20 protein-coding genes are annotated in these 16,907 nt (G+C 69.2%); 6 read left to right on the top strand and 14 right to left on the bottom strand.

Annotated elements, in window-relative coordinates; all coding sequences use genetic code 11:
* Nucleotides 1–6 precede the first annotated feature (6 nt).
* Nucleotides 7–2,559 carry an ATP-dependent Clp protease ATP-binding subunit gene (locus ACWFRB_RS11640; RefSeq protein ID WP_077042982.1) on the top strand — a complete coding sequence of 851 codons (2,553 nt, stop codon included), beginning with the start codon at nt 7–9 and terminating at the stop codon, nt 2,557–2,559.
* Between the two features lie 73 nt (nt 2,560–2,632).
* On the opposite strand, the gene ACWFRB_RS11635 is transcribed toward ACWFRB_RS11640, so the two are convergent.
* Together ACWFRB_RS11635 and ACWFRB_RS11630 are read right to left on the bottom strand one after the other, a co-directional pair.
* Nucleotides 2,633–3,889 carry an esterase-like activity of phytase family protein gene (locus tag ACWFRB_RS11635; RefSeq protein ID WP_452641117.1) on the bottom strand — a complete coding sequence of 419 codons (1,257 nt, stop codon included), beginning with the start codon at nt 3,887–3,889 and terminating at the stop codon, nt 2,633–2,635.
* Nucleotides 3,890–3,920: 31 nt separating this feature from the next.
* Nucleotides 3,921–4,532 (bottom strand): TetR/AcrR family transcriptional regulator, encoded by a 612-nt coding sequence (locus ACWFRB_RS11630; protein WP_452641116.1) that lies wholly within the window; start codon nt 4,530–4,532, stop codon nt 3,921–3,923.
* A gap of 108 nt (nt 4,533–4,640) precedes the next feature.
* On the opposite strand from ACWFRB_RS11630, the gene ACWFRB_RS11625 reads away from it, so the two are divergent.
* Entirely contained in the window at nt 4,641–6,074 is a 1,434-nt protein-coding gene (locus ACWFRB_RS11625) for an FAD-dependent oxidoreductase (RefSeq protein WP_452641114.1), read from the top strand.
* A gap of 23 nt (nt 6,075–6,097) precedes the next feature.
* Here ACWFRB_RS11625 and ACWFRB_RS11620 read toward each other — a convergent pair whose 3' ends face one another.
* From ACWFRB_RS11620 to ACWFRB_RS11605, 4 genes are all read right to left on the bottom strand, one after another.
* Nucleotides 6,098–6,922 (bottom strand): CPBP family intramembrane glutamic endopeptidase, encoded by an 825-nt coding sequence (locus tag ACWFRB_RS11620; protein WP_452641112.1) that lies wholly within the window; start codon nt 6,920–6,922, stop codon nt 6,098–6,100.
* A 108-nt stretch (nt 6,923–7,030) separates the two neighbouring features.
* Nucleotides 7,031–7,642 carry a hypothetical protein gene (locus ACWFRB_RS11615; RefSeq protein ID WP_452641110.1) on the bottom strand — a complete coding sequence of 204 codons (612 nt, stop codon included), beginning with the start codon at nt 7,640–7,642 and terminating at the stop codon, nt 7,031–7,033.
* Between the two features lie 28 nt (nt 7,643–7,670).
* On the bottom strand, nt 7,671–8,393 hold the full coding sequence (locus tag ACWFRB_RS11610; protein ID WP_452641108.1) for an HD domain-containing protein: 723 nt from the start codon (nt 8,391–8,393) through the stop codon (nt 7,671–7,673).
* Complete coding sequence (locus tag ACWFRB_RS11605; protein ID WP_452641106.1) at nt 8,380–8,994, bottom strand: TetR/AcrR family transcriptional regulator; 615 nt, start codon at nt 8,992–8,994, stop codon at nt 8,380–8,382. The genes ACWFRB_RS11610 and ACWFRB_RS11605 overlap by 14 nt, the downstream gene beginning before the upstream one ends.
* Nucleotides 8,995–9,053: 59 nt before the next feature.
* Between ACWFRB_RS11605 and ACWFRB_RS11600 the strand changes: the two genes are divergently transcribed.
* Nucleotides 9,054–9,488 carry a PaaI family thioesterase gene (locus ACWFRB_RS11600; protein WP_452641105.1) on the top strand — a complete coding sequence of 145 codons (435 nt, stop codon included), beginning with the start codon at nt 9,054–9,056 and terminating at the stop codon, nt 9,486–9,488.
* 88 nt (nt 9,489–9,576) lie between these two features.
* On the opposite strand, the gene ACWFRB_RS11595 is transcribed toward ACWFRB_RS11600, so the two are convergent.
* The 7 genes from ACWFRB_RS11595 to ACWFRB_RS11565 form a co-directional block, all read right to left on the bottom strand.
* The gene (locus tag ACWFRB_RS11595) at nt 9,577–10,425 is read right to left on the bottom strand and encodes a hypothetical protein (protein ID WP_452641103.1); all 849 of its coding nucleotides are present in this window, start codon (nt 10,423–10,425) and stop codon (nt 9,577–9,579) included.
* A 79-nt stretch (nt 10,426–10,504) separates the two neighbouring features.
* Nucleotides 10,505–11,128 carry an RNA polymerase sigma factor gene (locus ACWFRB_RS11590; RefSeq protein WP_452641101.1) on the bottom strand — a complete coding sequence of 208 codons (624 nt, stop codon included), beginning with the start codon at nt 11,126–11,128 and terminating at the stop codon, nt 10,505–10,507.
* Between the two features lie 67 nt (nt 11,129–11,195).
* Nucleotides 11,196–11,525 (bottom strand): ScnB, encoded by a 330-nt coding sequence (locus ACWFRB_RS11585; protein ID WP_452641100.1) that lies wholly within the window; start codon nt 11,523–11,525, stop codon nt 11,196–11,198.
* Complete coding sequence (scnC, locus tag ACWFRB_RS11580) at nt 11,522–12,202, bottom strand: thiocyanate hydrolase subunit gamma (protein WP_452641099.1); 681 nt, start codon at nt 12,200–12,202, stop codon at nt 11,522–11,524. The genes ACWFRB_RS11585 and scnC overlap by 4 nt, the downstream gene beginning before the upstream one ends.
* Nucleotides 12,199–12,495 (bottom strand): SH3-like domain-containing protein, encoded by a 297-nt coding sequence (locus ACWFRB_RS11575; RefSeq protein ID WP_452641098.1) that lies wholly within the window; start codon nt 12,493–12,495, stop codon nt 12,199–12,201. Before ACWFRB_RS11575 ends, scnC begins: the two co-directional genes overlap by 4 nt.
* Complete coding sequence (locus ACWFRB_RS11570) at nt 12,492–12,917, bottom strand: hypothetical protein (protein ID WP_378409446.1); 426 nt, start codon at nt 12,915–12,917, stop codon at nt 12,492–12,494. Before ACWFRB_RS11570 ends, ACWFRB_RS11575 begins: the two co-directional genes overlap by 4 nt.
* Before the next feature lie 90 nt (nt 12,918–13,007).
* Entirely contained in the window at nt 13,008–13,202 is a 195-nt protein-coding gene (locus ACWFRB_RS11565; RefSeq protein WP_452641097.1) for a CbtB domain-containing protein, read from the bottom strand.
* A 205-nt stretch (nt 13,203–13,407) separates the two neighbouring features.
* On the opposite strand from ACWFRB_RS11565, the gene ACWFRB_RS11560 reads away from it, so the two are divergent.
* The 3 genes from ACWFRB_RS11560 (at nt 13,408) to ACWFRB_RS11550 (ending at nt 16,312) form a co-directional block, all read left to right on the top strand.
* Nucleotides 13,408–15,000, top strand: a complete 1,593-nt coding sequence (locus tag ACWFRB_RS11560; protein WP_452641095.1) for an MFS transporter — start codon at nt 13,408–13,410, stop codon at nt 14,998–15,000.
* Between the two features lie 94 nt (nt 15,001–15,094).
* Nucleotides 15,095–15,532: an OsmC family peroxiredoxin gene (locus tag ACWFRB_RS11555; RefSeq protein WP_452641093.1), complete on the top strand. Its 438-nt coding sequence runs from the start codon at nt 15,095–15,097 to the stop codon at nt 15,530–15,532.
* A 96-nt stretch (nt 15,533–15,628) separates the two neighbouring features.
* Complete coding sequence (locus ACWFRB_RS11550; protein ID WP_452641201.1) at nt 15,629–16,312, top strand: DsbA family oxidoreductase; 684 nt, start codon at nt 15,629–15,631, stop codon at nt 16,310–16,312.
* On the opposite strand, the gene ACWFRB_RS11545 is transcribed toward ACWFRB_RS11550, so the two are convergent.
* Nucleotides 16,309–16,761 (bottom strand): hypothetical protein, encoded by a 453-nt coding sequence (locus tag ACWFRB_RS11545; RefSeq protein ID WP_452641092.1) that lies wholly within the window; start codon nt 16,759–16,761, stop codon nt 16,309–16,311. The genes ACWFRB_RS11550 and ACWFRB_RS11545 overlap by 4 nt on opposite strands.
* Between the last annotated feature and the right edge of the window lie 146 nt (nt 16,762–16,907).

Genomic DNA, 16,907 nt, shown 5'->3' with positions numbered 1-16,907 from the left:
AGAGCGATGTTCGAGAGGTTCACCGACCGCGCGCGGCGCGTTGTTGTCCTGGCCCAAGAAGAGGCCCGGATGCTCAACCACAACTACATCGGCACAGAGCACATCCTGCTCGGCCTCATCCACGAGGGTGAGGGCGTGGCGGCGAAGTCGCTGGAGTCGTTGGGTATCTCCCTTGAAGGCGTGCGCAGCCAGGTGGAAGAGATCATCGGCCAGGGTCAGCAGGCCCCGTCCGGTCACATCCCCTTCACCCCGCGCGCCAAGAAGGTGCTGGAGCTGAGCCTGCGCGAGGCGCTGCAGCTCGGCCACAACTACATCGGTACCGAGCACATCCTGCTCGGCCTCATCCGTGAGGGCGAGGGCGTGGCAGCCCAGGTGCTGGTCAAGCTGGGCGCCGACCTGAACAGGGTCCGTCAGCAGGTCATCCAGCTGCTGTCCGGCTACCAGGGTAAGGAACCCTCCGAGGCGGGCGGTACCCGCGGCGAGGCGGGCACCCCGTCGACGTCGCTGGTCCTCGACCAGTTCGGCCGGAACCTGACCCAGGCCGCACTCGAGGGCAAGCTCGACCCGGTCATCGGCCGCTCGAAGGAAATCGAGCGGGTCATGCAGGTGCTCAGCCGCAGGACCAAGAACAACCCGGTCCTCATCGGTGAGCCCGGCGTCGGCAAGACCGCGGTCGTCGAGGGCCTGGCACAGGCCATCGTCAACGGCGAGGTCCCGGAGACGCTCAAGGACAAGCAGCTGTACACCCTCGACCTTGGTTCCCTGGTCGCGGGCAGCCGCTACCGCGGTGACTTCGAGGAGCGCCTGAAGAAGGTGCTCAAGGAGATCAACACCCGCGGCGACATCATCCTGTTCATCGACGAGCTGCACACGCTGGTCGGTGCGGGCGCGGCCGAGGGCGCCATCGACGCGGCCTCGATCCTCAAGCCGAAGCTGGCGCGCGGCGAGCTGCAGACCATCGGTGCGACCACCCTCGACGAGTACCGCAAGTACATCGAGAAGGACGCCGCACTCGAGCGCCGGTTCCAGCCGGTCCAGGTCGGCGAGCCGACGGTCGAACACACCATCGAGATCCTCAAGGGTCTGCGGGACCGTTACGAGGCGCATCACCGCGTCTCGATCACCGACGGCGCGCTGGTGGCCGCGGCCACCCTGGCCGACCGGTACATCAACGACCGCTTCCTGCCGGACAAGGCGATCGACCTGATCGACGAGGCGGGCGCCCGGATGCGCATCCGCCGGATGACCGCGCCGCCGGACCTGCGCGAGTTCGACGACAAGATCGCCGACGCGCGCCGGGAGAAGGAGTCCGCGATCGACGCGCAGGACTTCGAGAAGGCCGCGAACCTCCGCGACAAGGAGAAGCAGCTGGTCGCCCAGCGCTCCGAGCGGGAGAAGCAGTGGCGTTCCGGTGACCTGGACGTCATCGCCGAGGTCGACGACGAGCAGATCGCCGAGGTCCTGGGCAACTGGACCGGCATCCCGGTGTTCAAGCTCACCGAGGAGGAGACCACCCGTCTGCTCCGCATGGAGGACGAGCTGCACAAGCGGATCATCGGCCAGGAGGACGCCGTCAAGGCGGTCTCCAAGGCGATCCGCCGCACCCGCGCAGGCCTGAAGGACCCGAAGCGTCCGTCCGGATCGTTCATCTTCGCCGGCCCGTCCGGTGTCGGTAAGACCGAGCTGTCCAAGGCGCTGGCGAACTTCCTGTTCGGCGACGACGACGCGCTCATCCAGATCGACATGGGCGAGTTCCACGACCGCTTCACCGCCTCGCGGCTGTTCGGTGCCCCTCCCGGGTACGTCGGCTACGAGGAGGGCGGCCAGCTCACGGAGAAGGTCCGGCGCAAGCCGTTCTCGGTGGTGCTGTTCGACGAGATCGAGAAGGCGCACCAGGAGATCTACAACACCCTCCTGCAGGTGCTCGAGGACGGCCGTCTCACCGACGGTCAGGGCCGCACGGTCGACTTCAAGAACACCGTGCTGATCTTCACCTCGAACCTGGGCACCTCGGACATCTCCAAGGCCGTCGGCCTGGGCTTCTCGTCCGGAACGGGCAGCGAGTCGAACTACGAGCGGATGAAGCTCAAGGTCAACGACGAGCTCAAGAAGCACTTCCGGCCCGAGTTCCTCAACCGCATCGACGACATCATCGTCTTCCACCAGCTGACCAAGGATCAGATCATCCAGATGGTGGACCTGATGATCGGCCGCGTCGAGAAGCAGCTGAAGAACAAGGACATGGACATCGAGCTGACCGAGCAGGCGAAGTCGCTGCTCGCCAAGCGCGGGTTCGATCCCGTCCTGGGTGCGCGGCCGCTGCGTCGCACCATCCAGCGCGAGATCGAGGACCAGCTCTCGGAGAAGATCCTCTTCAACGAGCTCGGTGCAGGCCAGATCGTCCTGGTCGACGTCGAGGGCTGGGACGGCGAGAGCTCCGGCGAGGACGCGAAGTTCACGTTCACCGGTAGCCCGAAGCCGGTCAAGGTGCCCGATTCGCCCGCGGAGGCGCTGGCGGGTGCAGGCGAGGCCCCCGTCGAGGGCGGTTCCGCCGACTAGGTTTCACGTACGACAAACGCCCCGCGAGCGAGAGCTCGCGGGGCGTTTTCGTGTCTCGGGCGCAATCGCGGGCTCAGGAGAGCGGCGTCACCGGGAAGGGGAGATCCGAGGATCCGCCGCCGTCGTCCACCTTCACCTCGACCAGCACCGTCTCGATCCCGCTGGCCGCGACGTCCTGGCCCGCGGGATAGGCGCGGGTGCCGTCGAACCCGAAGTCGTTGTCGGAGATCAGGATCAGTCGGTTGCCGCGCAGCGCGGCGCCCTCGATCTTGCCGGGCACACCCGCGACCCCGGCGAGGTTCGCGAACAGCGTCTTGTCGGCGCCGGTGATCAGTGCGCGGGTGGGGTCCAGGTCCACGGCGTGGAAGCGGGCCTCGGTGTCGGTGCGCTCCTCGACGAGGACCCGGGTCTGCGACAGCGGGATCAGCGCCGAGATCTTCAGGTCGCGACCCCTGGTGCCCGCTGCGAAGGTGGACGGGTCGTCGAACTGGTACCCGAACTCGTGCACGGTGGCACGGGTCGCGGTGTCGAAGGTGAGCAGCTCGGTGACGGTGCGGTCCTTGTCGCCGCTGACCACGAGCGAACTCTGCAGCGCGACGGCGACGGTGTGGCCGTCGGGCAGTAGGGCGATGTCCTCGAAGCCGCGGTTGACCTTCCGGTCGGCCAGGCCGGCGGGGAGGCTGCCGGTCACCGGGTACGCGACCCCTGCCGCGGTGTAGTCGTCCTCGAGTCCCGCGGGCACGTGCCGGGCGACGACGCGGCCCGTGGCGTCGGCCTCGACGATCGAGGGGCCGTACTCGTCGACCAGCCAGAAGTGGCCGTCCGGGGTGCGGACCACGCCTTCGGTGTCGAGTCCGTTGGGGTTCAGCGGGAGCGGCGTGGCGGCATCGGCGGCGTACGGCTTCTCGTCGCGGGGGAGGTTCGAGAGGCCGGTGACGGGCGCGCCTGCGGGGGTGGTCAGCGGCAGCGTCTCGAGCACGGCGATCCGGTCGCCCTGGACCCGGATCCTGACCAGCGCGGGGGTGAACTCCGGAACGACGAAGGTGCGTCGGTCCGAGCCGTCCACCTTCACCTCGCCGTTGGGCCCGCGATCGGTGACGGTCCAGTACTCGTTTCCACCGATGGGGAAGATGCCGCTGCCGATGCCGCCGAGGGTGACGCCCCGGTCGTCGGTGATCTGCCGCTCGACGTCGGAGAGTGCGGTGGCGGGCAGGGTCGCGGACGACTTCACGATCGGGGCCGCGGGCGGCGCGGCGGAGGCGGGAGCGGCCCCGACGGCGGCGAGCACCGCGGCGGCGGCCGCGGTCAACATGGTTGTGTGAGTGCGCATGAGGGCTGAACCTAGGGGCGCCGGGTGACCATCAGCCGTCGTCGGGGCGAACATCGGGGTGCGGTGCCGGACCGGTCAGGAGGTGCTGGATGACGGGACCCGCCCACCGCGTGATCTCGGCATGGCTGGCCTCGGCTATCCCGGGGGTGGCGAGCACGTAGCGGGCGGTTGCCAGACCGATGATGAACGACCCGAGCATCCCGATCCGCCGGGCAGGTTCGTCGGGTGTGACAACCGACAGCGCGGGTGCCACCTGGGTGACGAAGACCGCCCTCATCGTGGCCGCGGCGCTCTCGCTGGTCATCGCCGAGCGCAGCAGGGCCAGGAAGGTGCTCTGGCCCTCCCATACGGCGAAGAAGCGGGGCAGCAGGACCTCGGCCAGCCCGTCCGGTCGGACGCCGCGCAGGTCCGGGAAATCGAGCGTGACATGGGCAGCGGCCGCGAACAGGTCCTTCTTGCTGCCGAAGTAGCGAATGACCAGCGCGGGGTCGATTCCCACGTCGGCCGCGACGGCCCGCAGGGTGGTGCGTTCGAAGCCGTCCGCGGCGAAGCGTGCCCTGGCCGCGGCGAGGATGTCCGCGCGGGTCTGTTCGGCGTTCCTGGTGCGGGTGGGTCCGGTGTCGCCGCTGCTCGTGCCGCTCATGCCCCGAACCTATCCCGCACGATCCGATAAGTCACCGACCGTGGACTTACCGGATGGGGCGGCGTAGCGTCTATGTCAACAGGCGGTGACATAGCGGGAGCGCGAGTCATGGAAAATGTCGATGTGGTTGTGGTGGGCGGTGGCCCGACCGGCCTGACCATCGCGGGCGATCTGTCCCGCGCCGGCCGTGAGGTCGCTGTCCTCGAACGCTGGCCGCAGATCAATCCGTCCAGCCGGGCCTTCGCGACGATGGCCCGCACGCTCGAGGTGCTCGACAGCCGCAACCTGGCGGATGGTCTGCTCGACATGGGCACCACGATCGGCCTGGTTCATCTGTTCGGCGGCGCGACACTCGACCTGACGCGGCTGCCGTCGCGATACCGGTATGCCCTGATCACTCCGCAGACCAACGTGGATCAGGCGCTCGCGCGGTACGCCTGTGAGCAGGGTGCCGTCATTCATCGGGGTACCGAAGTCATTGGCCTGGAACAGGAATCGGATGGTGTCACGGTCACCGCCCAACCCAAGGGCGGCGGCGTCACCCGATCCTGGCGGGCCCGCTACGTCGTCGGTGCGGACGGCGCCCACAGCACCGTCCGCGAGTTGCTCGGCGCACCGTTCCCCGGCAAGACCGTCCTCCAGTCCGTCGTCCTCGCGGACGTCCGTCTCGCGAACGGCCCTGGGGGCGGCGGTCCCCTTCTCGGCAGCACCGCGAACGAGTTCGCCTTCCTGGTGCCGTACGGGGACGACGGCTGGTATCGGTCCGTGACGTGGGACCGCAACCATCGGCTCCCGGACAGCGCCCCTGTGGAGCCAGGCGAGATCGAGGAGGCGCTCGACCGGGCTCTCGGGCGCACGGTCGGCCTCGGCGAGATCAGCTGGCGGTCTCGGTTCCACTGCGACGAGCGGCAGGTCGAGAACTATCGACACGGACGCGTGTTCCTCGGAGGAGACGCCGCGCACGTGCATTCCCCGATGGGCGGCCAGGGCATGAACACCGGCATCCAGGACGGCGCCAACCTCGCATGGAAACTCGACCTCGCTCTCGGTGGCGCCGATGACGCGATCCTCGACACGTACCAGTCCGAGCGGCACCCTATCGGCCGCCTCGTGCTGTTCCAGAGCGGCGCCTTGATGCGGGCCGTGACGCTGAAGCCGGTCCTGGCGCGGAGGGCCCGCGACTTCCTTGTGCCGAAGACCCTCGAGATCCGGCCGATCTCGAACCTGATCTCCGGCGCCTTCTCTGGCGTCACTCTGCGCTATCGGCACGCTCGCGGACAGCATTCCCTCGTCGGCACCCGCGCCACCGAGGTGCCCCTACGGCGGGGGCGCCTGACCGAAGTGCAGCGCACCCCGGGATTCGTCCTCGTCCGTCGGCGCGGCGCGACCAACCGCGACTCCGACGTTCTCCAGGCCGAACGAACCGACGCTGGACCCGATCTGCTGGTGCGCCCCGACGGATACATCGCATGGGCCGGGACCACAGCGGGCGACGGCGGGTGGCGCACGGCGCTGCAGGCGTGGACGGGTGCAGCGGCGTAGGCGCCGTGCCCGGATGCACGCGGTCATCCACGCCTGGACGTCAGGGTTGAGCGCTCCACCGGATCCCCGCTGACGGCTGCCCCGCGCCGCGCGAGCACGATCGCGAAGGCCGCGGTGCCGACCAGCACGAAAAGGCCTGTGTCCCCTGCCAGATACTCGTTGACGACCACGGGACGGTCGGTGGTGACCACGTAGGTGGCGAGAACCGCGAACGAGGCGTTGTGCGCGAAGTGCGCGAGGACGGCGGGCCACACGCTGCCGGAGCGGATGCGCAGGTAGCCGAAGAGGAACGAGAACGCGACCACCGTGCCGCTGAACAGGATGAGCACGAGGGTGCGCTGCCCCTCGGCGTGGTAGTACGGCGTCAGCAGGATGTACGGGAGGTGCCAGCAGATCCACACCACGCCCACCACGAGCATCGCCCGTCGCTCGCCGAGGAACTCCAGGCGCGGCTGCAGGTATCCCCGCCAGCCGATCTCCTCGGCGAACGCGAGGATCGGCCCGGTGATGCAGAGGACGAGCGAGGACTGCAGCCAGTCCCCCGAAGGGGCGCCGAGGCTCCCGGCGCCTGCCAGCGCGACGCCGACGATCGCGAGCGCCGAGACCCCCGCGGTCGCCAGCAGCGCGAAGGGCCAGTACCGCAGGCCCATGCGGGTCATGCCCAGCGGGCGCCACCCGTCGCGGCGGTAGCCCTCCCGCGTGACGACCAGCATCATGACCAGCACAACCAGTAGTGGCGAGAAGGCGAGCAGCAGTCCCTCGGCGATGTTCGCGGTGCCGAGAGCGACCGCAAGGACGAGGGCGATGTAGGCGATCGCCGCGGTGCGATCGGGCAGGCGTGGGAACACGCGGGGACCTTCTTTCGAGAGACCGACCGGCCCAGCCTCGCGCGGGCACTCCCGCCGGGGCATCCGCCCCGGAACTGATCTTGGTCCGTCCGTTCTCCTACCGTGGGCCTACGGGCGATCGTCGCCAGGGGGAGTCGAACTCGTGATTACGACGACCTGTGCGGCCCGCCGCGTCTGGTCGGGCCCGAACAGCGCCGTCTCCTGCCGGGCCCAGCGGTCCCAGTGCGGCCGGAACATGTCGCCGTCGCGCCGCAGGGCGCGCCGCATCCGCTCGTCCGGGTCGGCGTCGACCCACACCCGCACCGCGTAGTACCCCCGCGCCCGCCCGGTCGTCGCGCCCGCGCCCTCGACGATCAGGTATCGATGGCGGTGGATCGTCCGCCACTCCGCGTATCCGCCCCGATGCCAGTCGTAGCGCCGATACCGCGGGACCAGGCCGCGCCCGGCGGGGGAGAGGACCCACCGCACCAGCAGGGGAACGGCCGCGGCAAGGCCGTCCCAGCCGGGGTACAGGTCGTCCATCCGGACGACCGGTGCGTCGTCCAGTGCCGCGGCGACCTGCTCGGCGAGGGCGGATTTCCCGCCGCCCGAGGGGCCGTCGATGCCCACCAATGTCGGCCCGCGTCCCCGCCGCCGTCGATGGGCGGCGCGTGCCAGCACCACGATCCGGGTGGCACCCCCGCTCTGCGCAGGGGATGTCGGATCGTCATCGGTGGTCATGACGGGCACGCTATGCCGTCGTCGGCGGTCAGCGATCTCCGAGCCGATCGAGGGGGTTGAGGCGCAGGGGGATCCGCATCCCGCCGCGCCACAGCACGGCCATCGTCGATCGGGGCCTGACCCGGCTCTCGTGCCGGGCGAGCGCGCCGAACTCCGCGCCGAGCCCGTCGCGGGGGAGCGCCGCGATGACGGAGCGCAGGAAGTCCGGCGGCATGTCCCGAACCCGATACCCGCCGATGTCCAGGTGGGTTGCGTCGTGCAGCAGGACTGCCTCGGGTCCGTGCCCGGCCGGTGTGCGCGGGTCGTTGTGGCGCGCGATCGCGGTGGCCACCGTCTCCGCCGAGGCGGCGGGGGCGCCGCGGGCGGCCACGAACCGCCTGGCCTCGTCGGCCCCCAGCAGCGCGAAGCAGCCGACGTGCGCATCGGTGGGCGCGCCGAGCGCCGTGTCGTGCAGGACGCACGCGACGAACAGTGCCTCGGGGTCGGGTTCGAGGCCGTCCACCGTGCGAAATCGCATGGCCCACTGCCAGCACCGCAGGCTGTGCGCGAGGATGCCCGGGCTTAGCACCTCGCGGGCATGTTCGAGGGCCTCCGTGGCCAGGGCGGAATCGGGCGGGTCGAACAGCGGCGGGGCCGTCGGGCCGGACCTCGGTATTCCCGCCAATTGGCTTGGCAGCGCACGGGTCTGGATGGCCGCCGCCTGCAGCATGACCCGAAGCCGGTCGGCCCGGCCCAGTTCACCGCTGAGCATGTGCCGACTCCTTCAGTCTGCGGGCGCCGTCCGCCCTGGCCATCTCGATGAGCGAATCCGCGCTGCCGCGGGAGATCGTGCGGCGATGCTCGAGGCTGAGCACGCCGTTGACGGTCGCCCACGCCAGCAGCACGATCTCCTCGATGCCGGGGAGGGGCGAACCGATCGCCGTCACCAGTTCGCGGGTGATCCCGATCAGCGTCGCATCGATGCGCGTGCGGGCCTGCGCCACGACCTCGGAATCCCGGTCGTCGACGTCCGTCAGGCCGAGGATCCGGAAGGCCAGCGGTCGGGCGCGATGAAATGCGACGTACGCGTCGAAGGTAGCCAGGAGTCGGTCCTCGGCGGTGACGCCGGTCATCGCCTCGCGCATGCCCTCTGCGTGCTCGCTCGCCGTGCGGCAGGCGAGGGCGGCATACACGTCGGACTTGCCGCCGGGGAAGTTCGCATAGATGGAGCTGAGCGCGACATCCGCCTCGTTCGCCAGGGCGTCGACGCTGGTCGCGCGGTACCCGTCCCTGGCGAACAGTAGATCCGCGGCGTCGAGGACCGCCGTGTGCGTGCGGCGGCGCCTGCGGTCGGCGGGCGGGTCTAGGCTCATGAAAGAAACCGTAGTACAGTTCCGAAAACGTAGTCAAACTCTGATTTAGGGGTGAGGTCATGTCCGAGGCAACAATCCAGGCACCCACCACGGGCTCCGAGGCGATGCGGCTGTTCCTGCCGCATTCGCCCTTCGTGCAACACCTCGGTATCGAGCTCATCGACATCGGCGACGATCACGCCCGCCTGCGCATGCCCTTTCGCGAGAACCTGGTCACCGTCGGCGAGATGGTCCACGGCGGTGCGCTCGCCGGGTGCATCGACATCGGGATCATGGCCGCGGCGTGGGCCGGGCCGAGGGTCCCCGAAAAGCTGCGGGGCGTCACCGTCGCCATGTCGATCCAGTTCCTGGAGCCGGCGTTCGCCGAGGACGTCGACATCATCGGAACGCGGGTGCGGCAGGGCCGCAGGCTGAGCAGTTGCTCCGTGGACATCGTGACCACGGTCGGGGGCACACTGGTGGCCAAGGGCATGGGGACCTATCAGGTCGGCTGAACGGAGACGCACGTCGGATTGCCCGCTTCCGTGTCGGGCTGACCGGTGCGCGAGGACCGACGGCGTCCGAGTATCGAGTCGCGTGGGGTCATGTTGTCTGGGGCATCGCGTCGACCATCTCGGCAAAGACGTAGACCTGGCCGCCGGCAAGCGTCCCGTCTCGGTCGAGGGTCTCGACGCTCATCAACGCTCCGGTTCCACTGTCGATCACCATCCGGTCGACGTAGCCCTCCTCGAAGGTGAACTCGAGGACGAAGCCGGGCCGACCGGTCCGATCCGCGCCGACGCCGAGATCGCGTGCCCTGATCGCCTCGAGGTCGAGAGCGGCCAGGACCTGGTAGATCCCGGCCTTGACCTCGGCGGTGACTGCGGGGTCAGGGAGCAGCTCGGTCGCCAACCGGTACAGCGCCCTGTCCGGGGCCTCGTCGGCATACCCCAGCCCCAGCTCGTGCGACAGGCTCAGCATCCGTGTCCGCAACTGATCAGGGTCGGTGGGAAGACCGTCCAGCTGGGCGCGCGTCCGGTACCCGGACGTTTCTTCGAGGACCCCACCGGCCGGGCCCACGAGCGCGGTTCCGTCCGGGCGCACGAAGGTGTCGTAGGTCGGCTGCCCCTCGTCGGTGAGATTGGTGAACCGCAGGTGCCGGATCGGCCCTGGCCCGACCGGCGTGGACGTCGCCGCGATCAGGGTCGCCGTGTGCCGCAACGTGAACTGCGGTCCGGCGGCGACGACCTGAGTCTGCTCGGGACCGCCCAGTCCGTCGTGTCCTACACCGAAGGCTATCGCCGCGGCGGCGACGCAGGCGGCACCCACACCAGCCAACACGCGCCGTCCCCGTCGGTGGCGCGTGTCGAGGGCGACGACGGTGGTGGTGGGTGCGCCGGTGGTATCGGAGGCAGGCGGCTGCGTGGACGTGCTGCTTTCTATGGTGCGCATCAGGTTCCGTCTCGCTCGGAGGATGACCTCGTCCCGGGGAGGCTGCGACTCGGGTCGCCGGCCACGAATCTCCGCGAAGTCACCCATGTCCATCTCCTTGCCCCGGTTCGGTCTGCTGTCGTCTAGTTCTTGTGAGTTCGTCGGCTTCCGGTTCGCGCAGCTTGCGCCGGAGCCGGTTCAGGCGGGAACGCACGGTTCCGACAGGGATCTGCAGTGCCACTGCGATCTCGGGATAGCTGAGGTCTTCCCACGAGTAGAGCAGCAAGGTGTCGAGATCTGCCTGCGACAGCCTCCGCAGCCGCCGCTCGAGTGCCCGCACCTCGCGCCTGGCATCGAGCGAGGCGTTCACCCGGTCCTCGAAGGGCAACGGGCTGACGGGCGTCGGATGACGGGCGAGCAGGGCGACGTCCCGGTGGAGGCGACGACGATTCGAATTCAGCAGGTTGCCCGCGATGCCGTACAGCCAGGGCAGCGCCTGCTCGTAGGACAGGTCGAAATCTGCCCGACGACCGAACGCGACCACGAACACGTCAGAGGCGAGGTCGTCCGCCGCATCCGTCCCGGCCCGACGGGCCAGATAGCGGTGAATCGTCCCGAAGTGACGGTCGAAGATCCCCGCGAAGGCCTCCGGATCGGTCAGCGACCGGGCGATCAGCTCGTTGTCCCGCGGAACAGGGTCATCGCGGAGTGCATCAGTGTCCACATGCCCATTTGTCACGGACGCCACTTCCGGTTCACGGCCAGCCGACGGACCGCGCCGCGGCGTACGGTCACTCCCGCTCGAACCGCTCCCGCACCGCCTGCATCTTCGACCGCAGTTCCTCCTGGTCGATGATGCCCAGGTCCAGCAGGGCGTGCGCGGTCACCACCGCCGAGCGCGCACGGACCGGGAAATCGAGGTAGATGGTCTCGCCGAGCTCGTCCTCGGCCTCGCGTCGCTCCAGGTTGTCCAGCGCCCCCCGCCAGGACAGGCATTCGCAGGTGGCCTGCATGCTCGACTCCCACGGTGCCGGCTTCCCGTCCAGTTCGGGCAGGCTCGACTCGCGCCGGGATCCCGGCGCGAGCGTGTCGAACAGCACCCGGTATCCGTCGCCCATCACGCACCGGCCTCGGACGGAGGCTCGGCGGCGGTCCAGTCGACCTGGGGCAGCGCGACCCCGATCATGGTGTCGCGGGTGACGATGGCGGCGAGCTGTTCCTCGGTCCATCCCTCGGTGCCATCGGGCCGCATCGGCATCACCATGAACCGCGACTTCTGGTTGGAGTCGTGCACCCGCACCTCGACCTCGGGTGGCATGTGTAACCCGAACTCCGCGAGCACCTCTCGCGGCCAGCGGACCAGGCGCCTGCGATAGTTCGGGGTGCGATACCAGTCCGGCGACATACCGAGCACCGGCCGCGGGTAGCAGGAACACAGGGTGCAGACGATCACGTTGTGCACCGTCGGGGTGTTCTCCAGGACATAGAAGTACGTGTAGTCGCTCGGGGTCCCTGACCCGGTCGGGTCCCGCCAGTCGATGCCGACCTCCTTGCAGGTCTCGGTGCCATCTGCGAGCAGTCGTGCCTTGAACTCGGGGTCCGTCCAGGCCTTGGCCACCAGCCGGGATCCGCCCGCGGGGCCGACGGACTCGGCCCACTCCGAGAAGCGGCGGTGGTCCTCCGCCGAGAACAGGCCCTTCTCGATCGCCAGTTCCCGGACGGCCGTCTCGAGGATCTCGAACTCGCTGATCTCGCCCGATTCCTGGATCGGTGCGTGGTGATCGTGCGTCTGGCTCACTTCGGCTCCTCCTCGGCGGGTTCCAGCCACCGCTCCGAGCACTCGGTCTCGAGGGTGTCGGCGTCAAATCCGGTGTACTTCGGCCACAGGTCGCGCTGCTTGAACCGCACGACGTAGAAGGGTTCCGTGCGGCCGTCCTCGCGTCCCCACGCCTCGTCCTCGGGGATCACCCACTCCGGGCGGTATTCGACCACCACCCCGGTCCGGCCGCGGGTGTATGCCTGGGTCCTGGTGTGGAACATCGACGTCGCGTCCCGGACGGTGACGCGGTCTCCGATCTGGAACTTCGTCATGACGTCGCCCCCGAGCGTGCCCGCACCTCGTCCAGCTTGGCCGACAGTTCGTCTGGGGTGATCAGGCCCTTGTTGATCAGGGTCTTCGCGGCGACGGTGGCCCAGCGGGCGTAGTAGGGGAGTCCGAAGTAGAGCGTCGCGCCGAGGTCGTTCTCGGCCCGGCGCCGTTCCTCGGAGTTCCACACCCCGCGCCAGCCAAGGCATTCACAGGTGACGTACGTGCGCATCTCCCATGGTTCCTCGTCCTTCTCCTTGTACTCGATCGGCAGATCGGGCTGTCCGCCGACGTCGTGGAGGACGTGCCGCAACGCCGCGAACATCTCGTTGGAGATCTCGTAGGGCGAGTCGAGCGGATTGCGATAGACCGGTGCGATATCTGCGACGCGAGTCTGCAGCGCGTCGAAACTGTTCGGTGAACTCATCGAGGTCTCCGTCGTTCGTCGAGCCTTCGGCCGATCGCCAGGGGCGATGGCCGGGGTGTCCGAACCGGTGGCTCATGTTCTCCGGTTCGGCTAGTGGCAGGGCAGGCCGAGCAGGTGCCTGCCGTCGTGCATCAGTTCGTGCATGTACATGCCGGCGCGTGAGACCGCGCCCTGGTCGAATCCGACCAGGTAGAGAGTGAGCAGCGCGAACAGGATCACTCCGATGGTGAGCGCGATGGCGCCGAGCGATTCCACTGTCCCGCTTGGTGAATGGACTACTGCCATGGTTCCTCCTGGTAACGGGACGTCCCGTGGTTCCATGCGAAGGTCGGCGTGTTCTCGCGGTCGGGGAGCTGATCCTCGATCACAGTGTCGCGGCCTTCTGAGATTACACCGCCCGCCGAGGCCGACCCCCGTTTCCTTCGGAATGGCTACCGCGCCACGGACCGCAAATCGCACCGGCGGGCCCTCGATGGTGTGAACTGGGCGCGTGGCAATCGCATCCCTCGGAGACCAGCCCGCACGGCCGCGGCTCGTCCTACTGTCGCTGATCATCGTCGCCGCCGTCGCGAACCTTAACCTCGCGGTGGCCAACGTCGCGCTGCCGGACATCGGGAAGGCCTTCGACGCCAGCCAGACGCAGCTCAACTTGATCGCGGTCGGCTACTCGGTCGGGCTGGCCGCGTCCGTGCTGTACCTGGGCGCCCTCGGCGACCGGTACGGGCGCAAGACGATGCTGGTCCTCGGCATGGCACTCTCGGTGCCTGCCAGCCTGATCGCCGCGTTCGCGCCCAACTTCGAGGTGCTGTTCGCGGCCAGACTGTTCGGCGGCATCAGCGCGGGGCTGGCCTTCCCGACCACGCTGGCACTGATCACCGCGCTGTGGTCCGGGGCGGCGCGGACCAAGGCGATCGCGCTGTGGTCGGCGATCGGTGGCGGCATCTCGGCGCTCGGGCCGCTCGCCTCCGGGGCGTTGTTGCAGTGGTTCGAGTGGGGCTCGGTCTTCTTCATCACGCTGCCCCTCGCGCTGATCGCGCTCGGCCTCTCGATCGTCTTCGTGCCCAGCCACGTGAACGAGTCGACGGATCCGGTCGACCACCTCGGCGGAATGGTGTCCGTGGTGCTGGTCGCCGCACTCGTGCTGGGCATCAACTTCGCGCCCGTGGACGGGATGGGCGCCACCGCGCTGGGTCTGTTGTCGATCGCACTCGCTGCCGGGGTGGTGTTCTTCTGGCGCCAACTACGGGCTCCCGCTCCGCTTTTCGATCTCAGTGTGGCCCGTCGCAGGATCTTCTGGGTGGCCGCGGTCGCCGGCATCGTGGTGTTCGGGACGTTGATGGGCACGATGTACATCGGCCAGCAGTTCATGCAGAACGTCCTCGGTTATTCCACGCTCGCGGCAGGATCGGCCGGGCTGCCAGCCGCCGCGGTGATGGTCCTGGTCGCACCGCAATCCGCGAAGCTGGTCGAATCCCACGGCGCCCGGTTCACCCTGCTGCTCGGGTACGCGGCGATCGTGGCGGGGCTGCTGGTGGCGCTGCTGCTGTGGAAGGAGGACGCCCAGTACTGGAAGATCGCGCTCGGCTACATCTTCCTCGGCATCGGTGTCGGCCTCGCGGGCACGCCTGCGTCCCGGTCGCTGACGGGCTCGGTGCCGGTGTCCAGGGCCGGGATGGCCTCGGGCACGGCGGATCTGCAGCGCGACCTCGGCGGCGCCATCGTCCAGTCCGTTCTCGGGGCACTGCTCACCGCCGGGTACACGGCCTCGTTCGCCGCGGCCATCGCCTCGTCCCCCGAGTCGGATCAGGTCAGCTCGGAGGTGGAGTCCGCCCTGGAGAAGTCCTTCGCGGGCGCAGCGGACATCGCCGAGCGGTACCCGCAGTACGCGGAGCCGATCATGAGCGCGGCGCGTTCGGCCTTCCTCGACGGCGACACCAAGGCCTACGCGGCGGCGATCCTCATCGTGCTGGTCGGCGCCGCCCTCGTCTTCTTCGCCTTCCCGAAGCGCGAGCAGGAACGAACCCTGTTGGCGGGATATCACGAGACGGATACCGCCGCGGAGCAGTCGAGCGACGTGCGGTAGCGCCCGCGGCCGGTGTGCCGGATTTGGGTGTTCCCTGGCGCGAACGCGGGAACACTGGTCCTGACCGCACTCACGCCCGACGGAAGGAACACCCATGCCAACACGCACCGCCCGCACGGCCTGGAACGGCACCCTGCAGGACGGGTCAGGGCAGGTCGAACTCAGCAGTTCCGGTGCGGGCACCTTCGAGGTCTCGTTCCCCAAGCGTGCCGCCGACAACGCCGACGGGACCACGAGCCCGGAGGAGTTGATCGCCGCGGCGCACACGTCCTGCTACGCCATGCAGCTCTCCGCGTTGATCGCCGAGGCGGGCGGCACCCCGCAGAGCCTGGAGGTGACCGCCGACGTGACGCTCGGCCCCGACGATCCCGGATTCAAGCTGACCGGGATCGCGCTCACCGTCCGAGGTGAGGTCGACGGACTCGACGCCGACGGGTTCGCCGCTGCGGCGCAGGCCGCCAAGCAGACCTGCCCGGTGAGCAAGGCCCTGACCGGGGTCCCGATCACCCTCGATGCGGCGCTGGTCACCTAGGGGCCAGGAACAGAATCGCGATGGTGGACGTTTCAACCATCTGTGAGCCTCGAAACGAACAGCCAGCCCGAATCCGCCGTCGAGCCCGCCGTGGTGATGGAGGTCTGGTCGGACATCGCCTGCCCGTGGTGCTACATCGGCAAGCGCCGCTTCGCGGCCGCGCTGGAACAGTTCGAGCACCGTGACCGGGTACGGGTGGTGTGGCGTTCCTACCAGCTCGCCCCCGAGACGCCGGTCGGTGCCAGGGTCGGCGAGCTCGAGGCGCTGGCCCGGCACAAGGGCCTGCCAGCCGATCAGATCCAGCAGATGTTCGCCCACGTCGCGTCCACCGCGGCGGCCGACGGCCTCACGATGGACTTCGACACCGTGATCGCCGCGAACACCTTCGACGCCCACCGGCTGGTCCACCTGGCGGGGGACAGGAGCGAGGACGTGATGGAGGCGCTGTTCCGCGCCCACTTCACCGACGGCCGGGTGGTGGACGACCGCGACGAACTCGTCGCGATCGCCGCCGAGAGCGGGCTCGACGCGACCGCGATCCGGGCAGCGCTCGAGACCGACGCCGCGGCGGAGCAGGTGCGTGGGGACATCGAGGAGGCGCGGCTGCTCGGCGTCACCGGGGTGCCGTTCTTCGCCGCCGACCGGGCGATCGGCGTCTCCGGCGCGCAGCCCGTCGAGGTGTTCGTCCAGCTGCTCGAGCAGGCCTACGCGCAGTCGGGGGCGATCGCCGTGCTCGGCGACGACGTTGGCAGCTGCGCCGACGACTCCTGCGCGGTCTAGAGGCGCGCGAAGTACCGCCGGGAGTTCGTGCCCAGCAGCAGGCCGAGCCCGGCGACCACCGCGATCAGGTGGACCGTCCGTGCCAGACCGATGAGGGTCGACGCGACGGTGAGGTCCGCGACGTCGAATCCGTTCGCCGACAACAGCCAGGCCGCCGGTTCGATCACCAGCGACGCGATCCCCACCGTCCCGAGGCCTACCAGCAGGGTCGTCCGGGCGGGGTTCGAGCCGCGCCGCATCGCCACGGCGAGCGCGTACACCGCGCCGTAGATCGCCAGCCGGATCGCGCCATTGACGGCAACCGCGGACGGACTCGCGCCGCCCTCCTCCAGCGCGCGAGCGGCCTGGAGGATCGCCTCGACGATGCCCGCGAGCAAGGCGACGCAGAGCAGGGTGAAGGAGAGCTCGACCTGATGTGGCGGGCGGGTGCGAATCTCGGTGGTGGTCATGGTTTCCGAGCGTGCCGCCCGGGAGCGGCAGCGGGCATCACCCCGTGGCGTGAATCCGGGCTCACCCCACGGTATCGGTCGACCGTGCGGGACAACGGAAGAAGCGGTGGAGCCCGGTGCACCGGGCTCCACCGCTTCTTCCGTTG

Source organism: Rhodococcus sp. NPDC055112 (assembly GCF_053607505.1).
The sequence above is the reverse complement of the archived record's forward strand: the minus strand, read 5'-3'. Positions and strand labels throughout refer to the sequence as shown.

Coding starts and splice junctions, on each gene's coding strand:
- ACWFRB_RS11550 (WP_452641201.1), top strand. CDS start 15,629: ATGGAGGTCTGGTCGGACATCGCCTGCCCGTGGTGCTACATCGGCAAG.
- ACWFRB_RS11610 (WP_452641108.1), bottom strand. CDS start 8,393: ATGCTCAGCGGTGAACTGGGCCGGGCCGACCGGCTTCGGGTCATGCTG.
- ACWFRB_RS11555 (WP_452641093.1), top strand. CDS start 15,095: ATGCCAACACGCACCGCCCGCACGGCCTGGAACGGCACCCTGCAGGAC.
- ACWFRB_RS11635 (WP_452641117.1), bottom strand. CDS start 3,889: ATGCGCACTCACACAACCATGTTGACCGCGGCCGCCGCCGCGGTGCTC.
- ACWFRB_RS11595 (WP_452641103.1), bottom strand. CDS start 10,425: ATGCGCACCATAGAAAGCAGCACGTCCACGCAGCCGCCTGCCTCCGAT.
- ACWFRB_RS11545 (WP_452641092.1), bottom strand. CDS start 16,761: ATGACCACCACCGAGATTCGCACCCGCCCGCCACATCAGGTCGAGCTC.
- ACWFRB_RS11630 (WP_452641116.1), bottom strand. CDS start 4,532: ATGAGCGGCACGAGCAGCGGCGACACCGGACCCACCCGCACCAGGAAC.
- ACWFRB_RS11565 (WP_452641097.1), bottom strand. CDS start 13,202: ATGGCAGTAGTCCATTCACCAAGCGGGACAGTGGAATCGCTCGGCGCC.
- ACWFRB_RS11605 (WP_452641106.1), bottom strand. CDS start 8,994: ATGAGCCTAGACCCGCCCGCCGACCGCAGGCGCCGCCGCACGCACACG.
- ACWFRB_RS11600 (WP_452641105.1), top strand. CDS start 9,054: ATGTCCGAGGCAACAATCCAGGCACCCACCACGGGCTCCGAGGCGATG.
- ACWFRB_RS11615 (WP_452641110.1), bottom strand. CDS start 7,642: ATGACCACCGATGACGATCCGACATCCCCTGCGCAGAGCGGGGGTGCC.
- ACWFRB_RS11575 (WP_452641098.1), bottom strand. CDS start 12,495: ATGACGAAGTTCCAGATCGGAGACCGCGTCACCGTCCGGGACGCGACG.
- ACWFRB_RS11625 (WP_452641114.1), top strand. CDS start 4,641: ATGGAAAATGTCGATGTGGTTGTGGTGGGCGGTGGCCCGACCGGCCTG.
- ACWFRB_RS11640 (WP_077042982.1), top strand. CDS start 7: ATGTTCGAGAGGTTCACCGACCGCGCGCGGCGCGTTGTTGTCCTGGCC.
- ACWFRB_RS11570 (WP_378409446.1), bottom strand. CDS start 12,917: ATGAGTTCACCGAACAGTTTCGACGCGCTGCAGACTCGCGTCGCAGAT.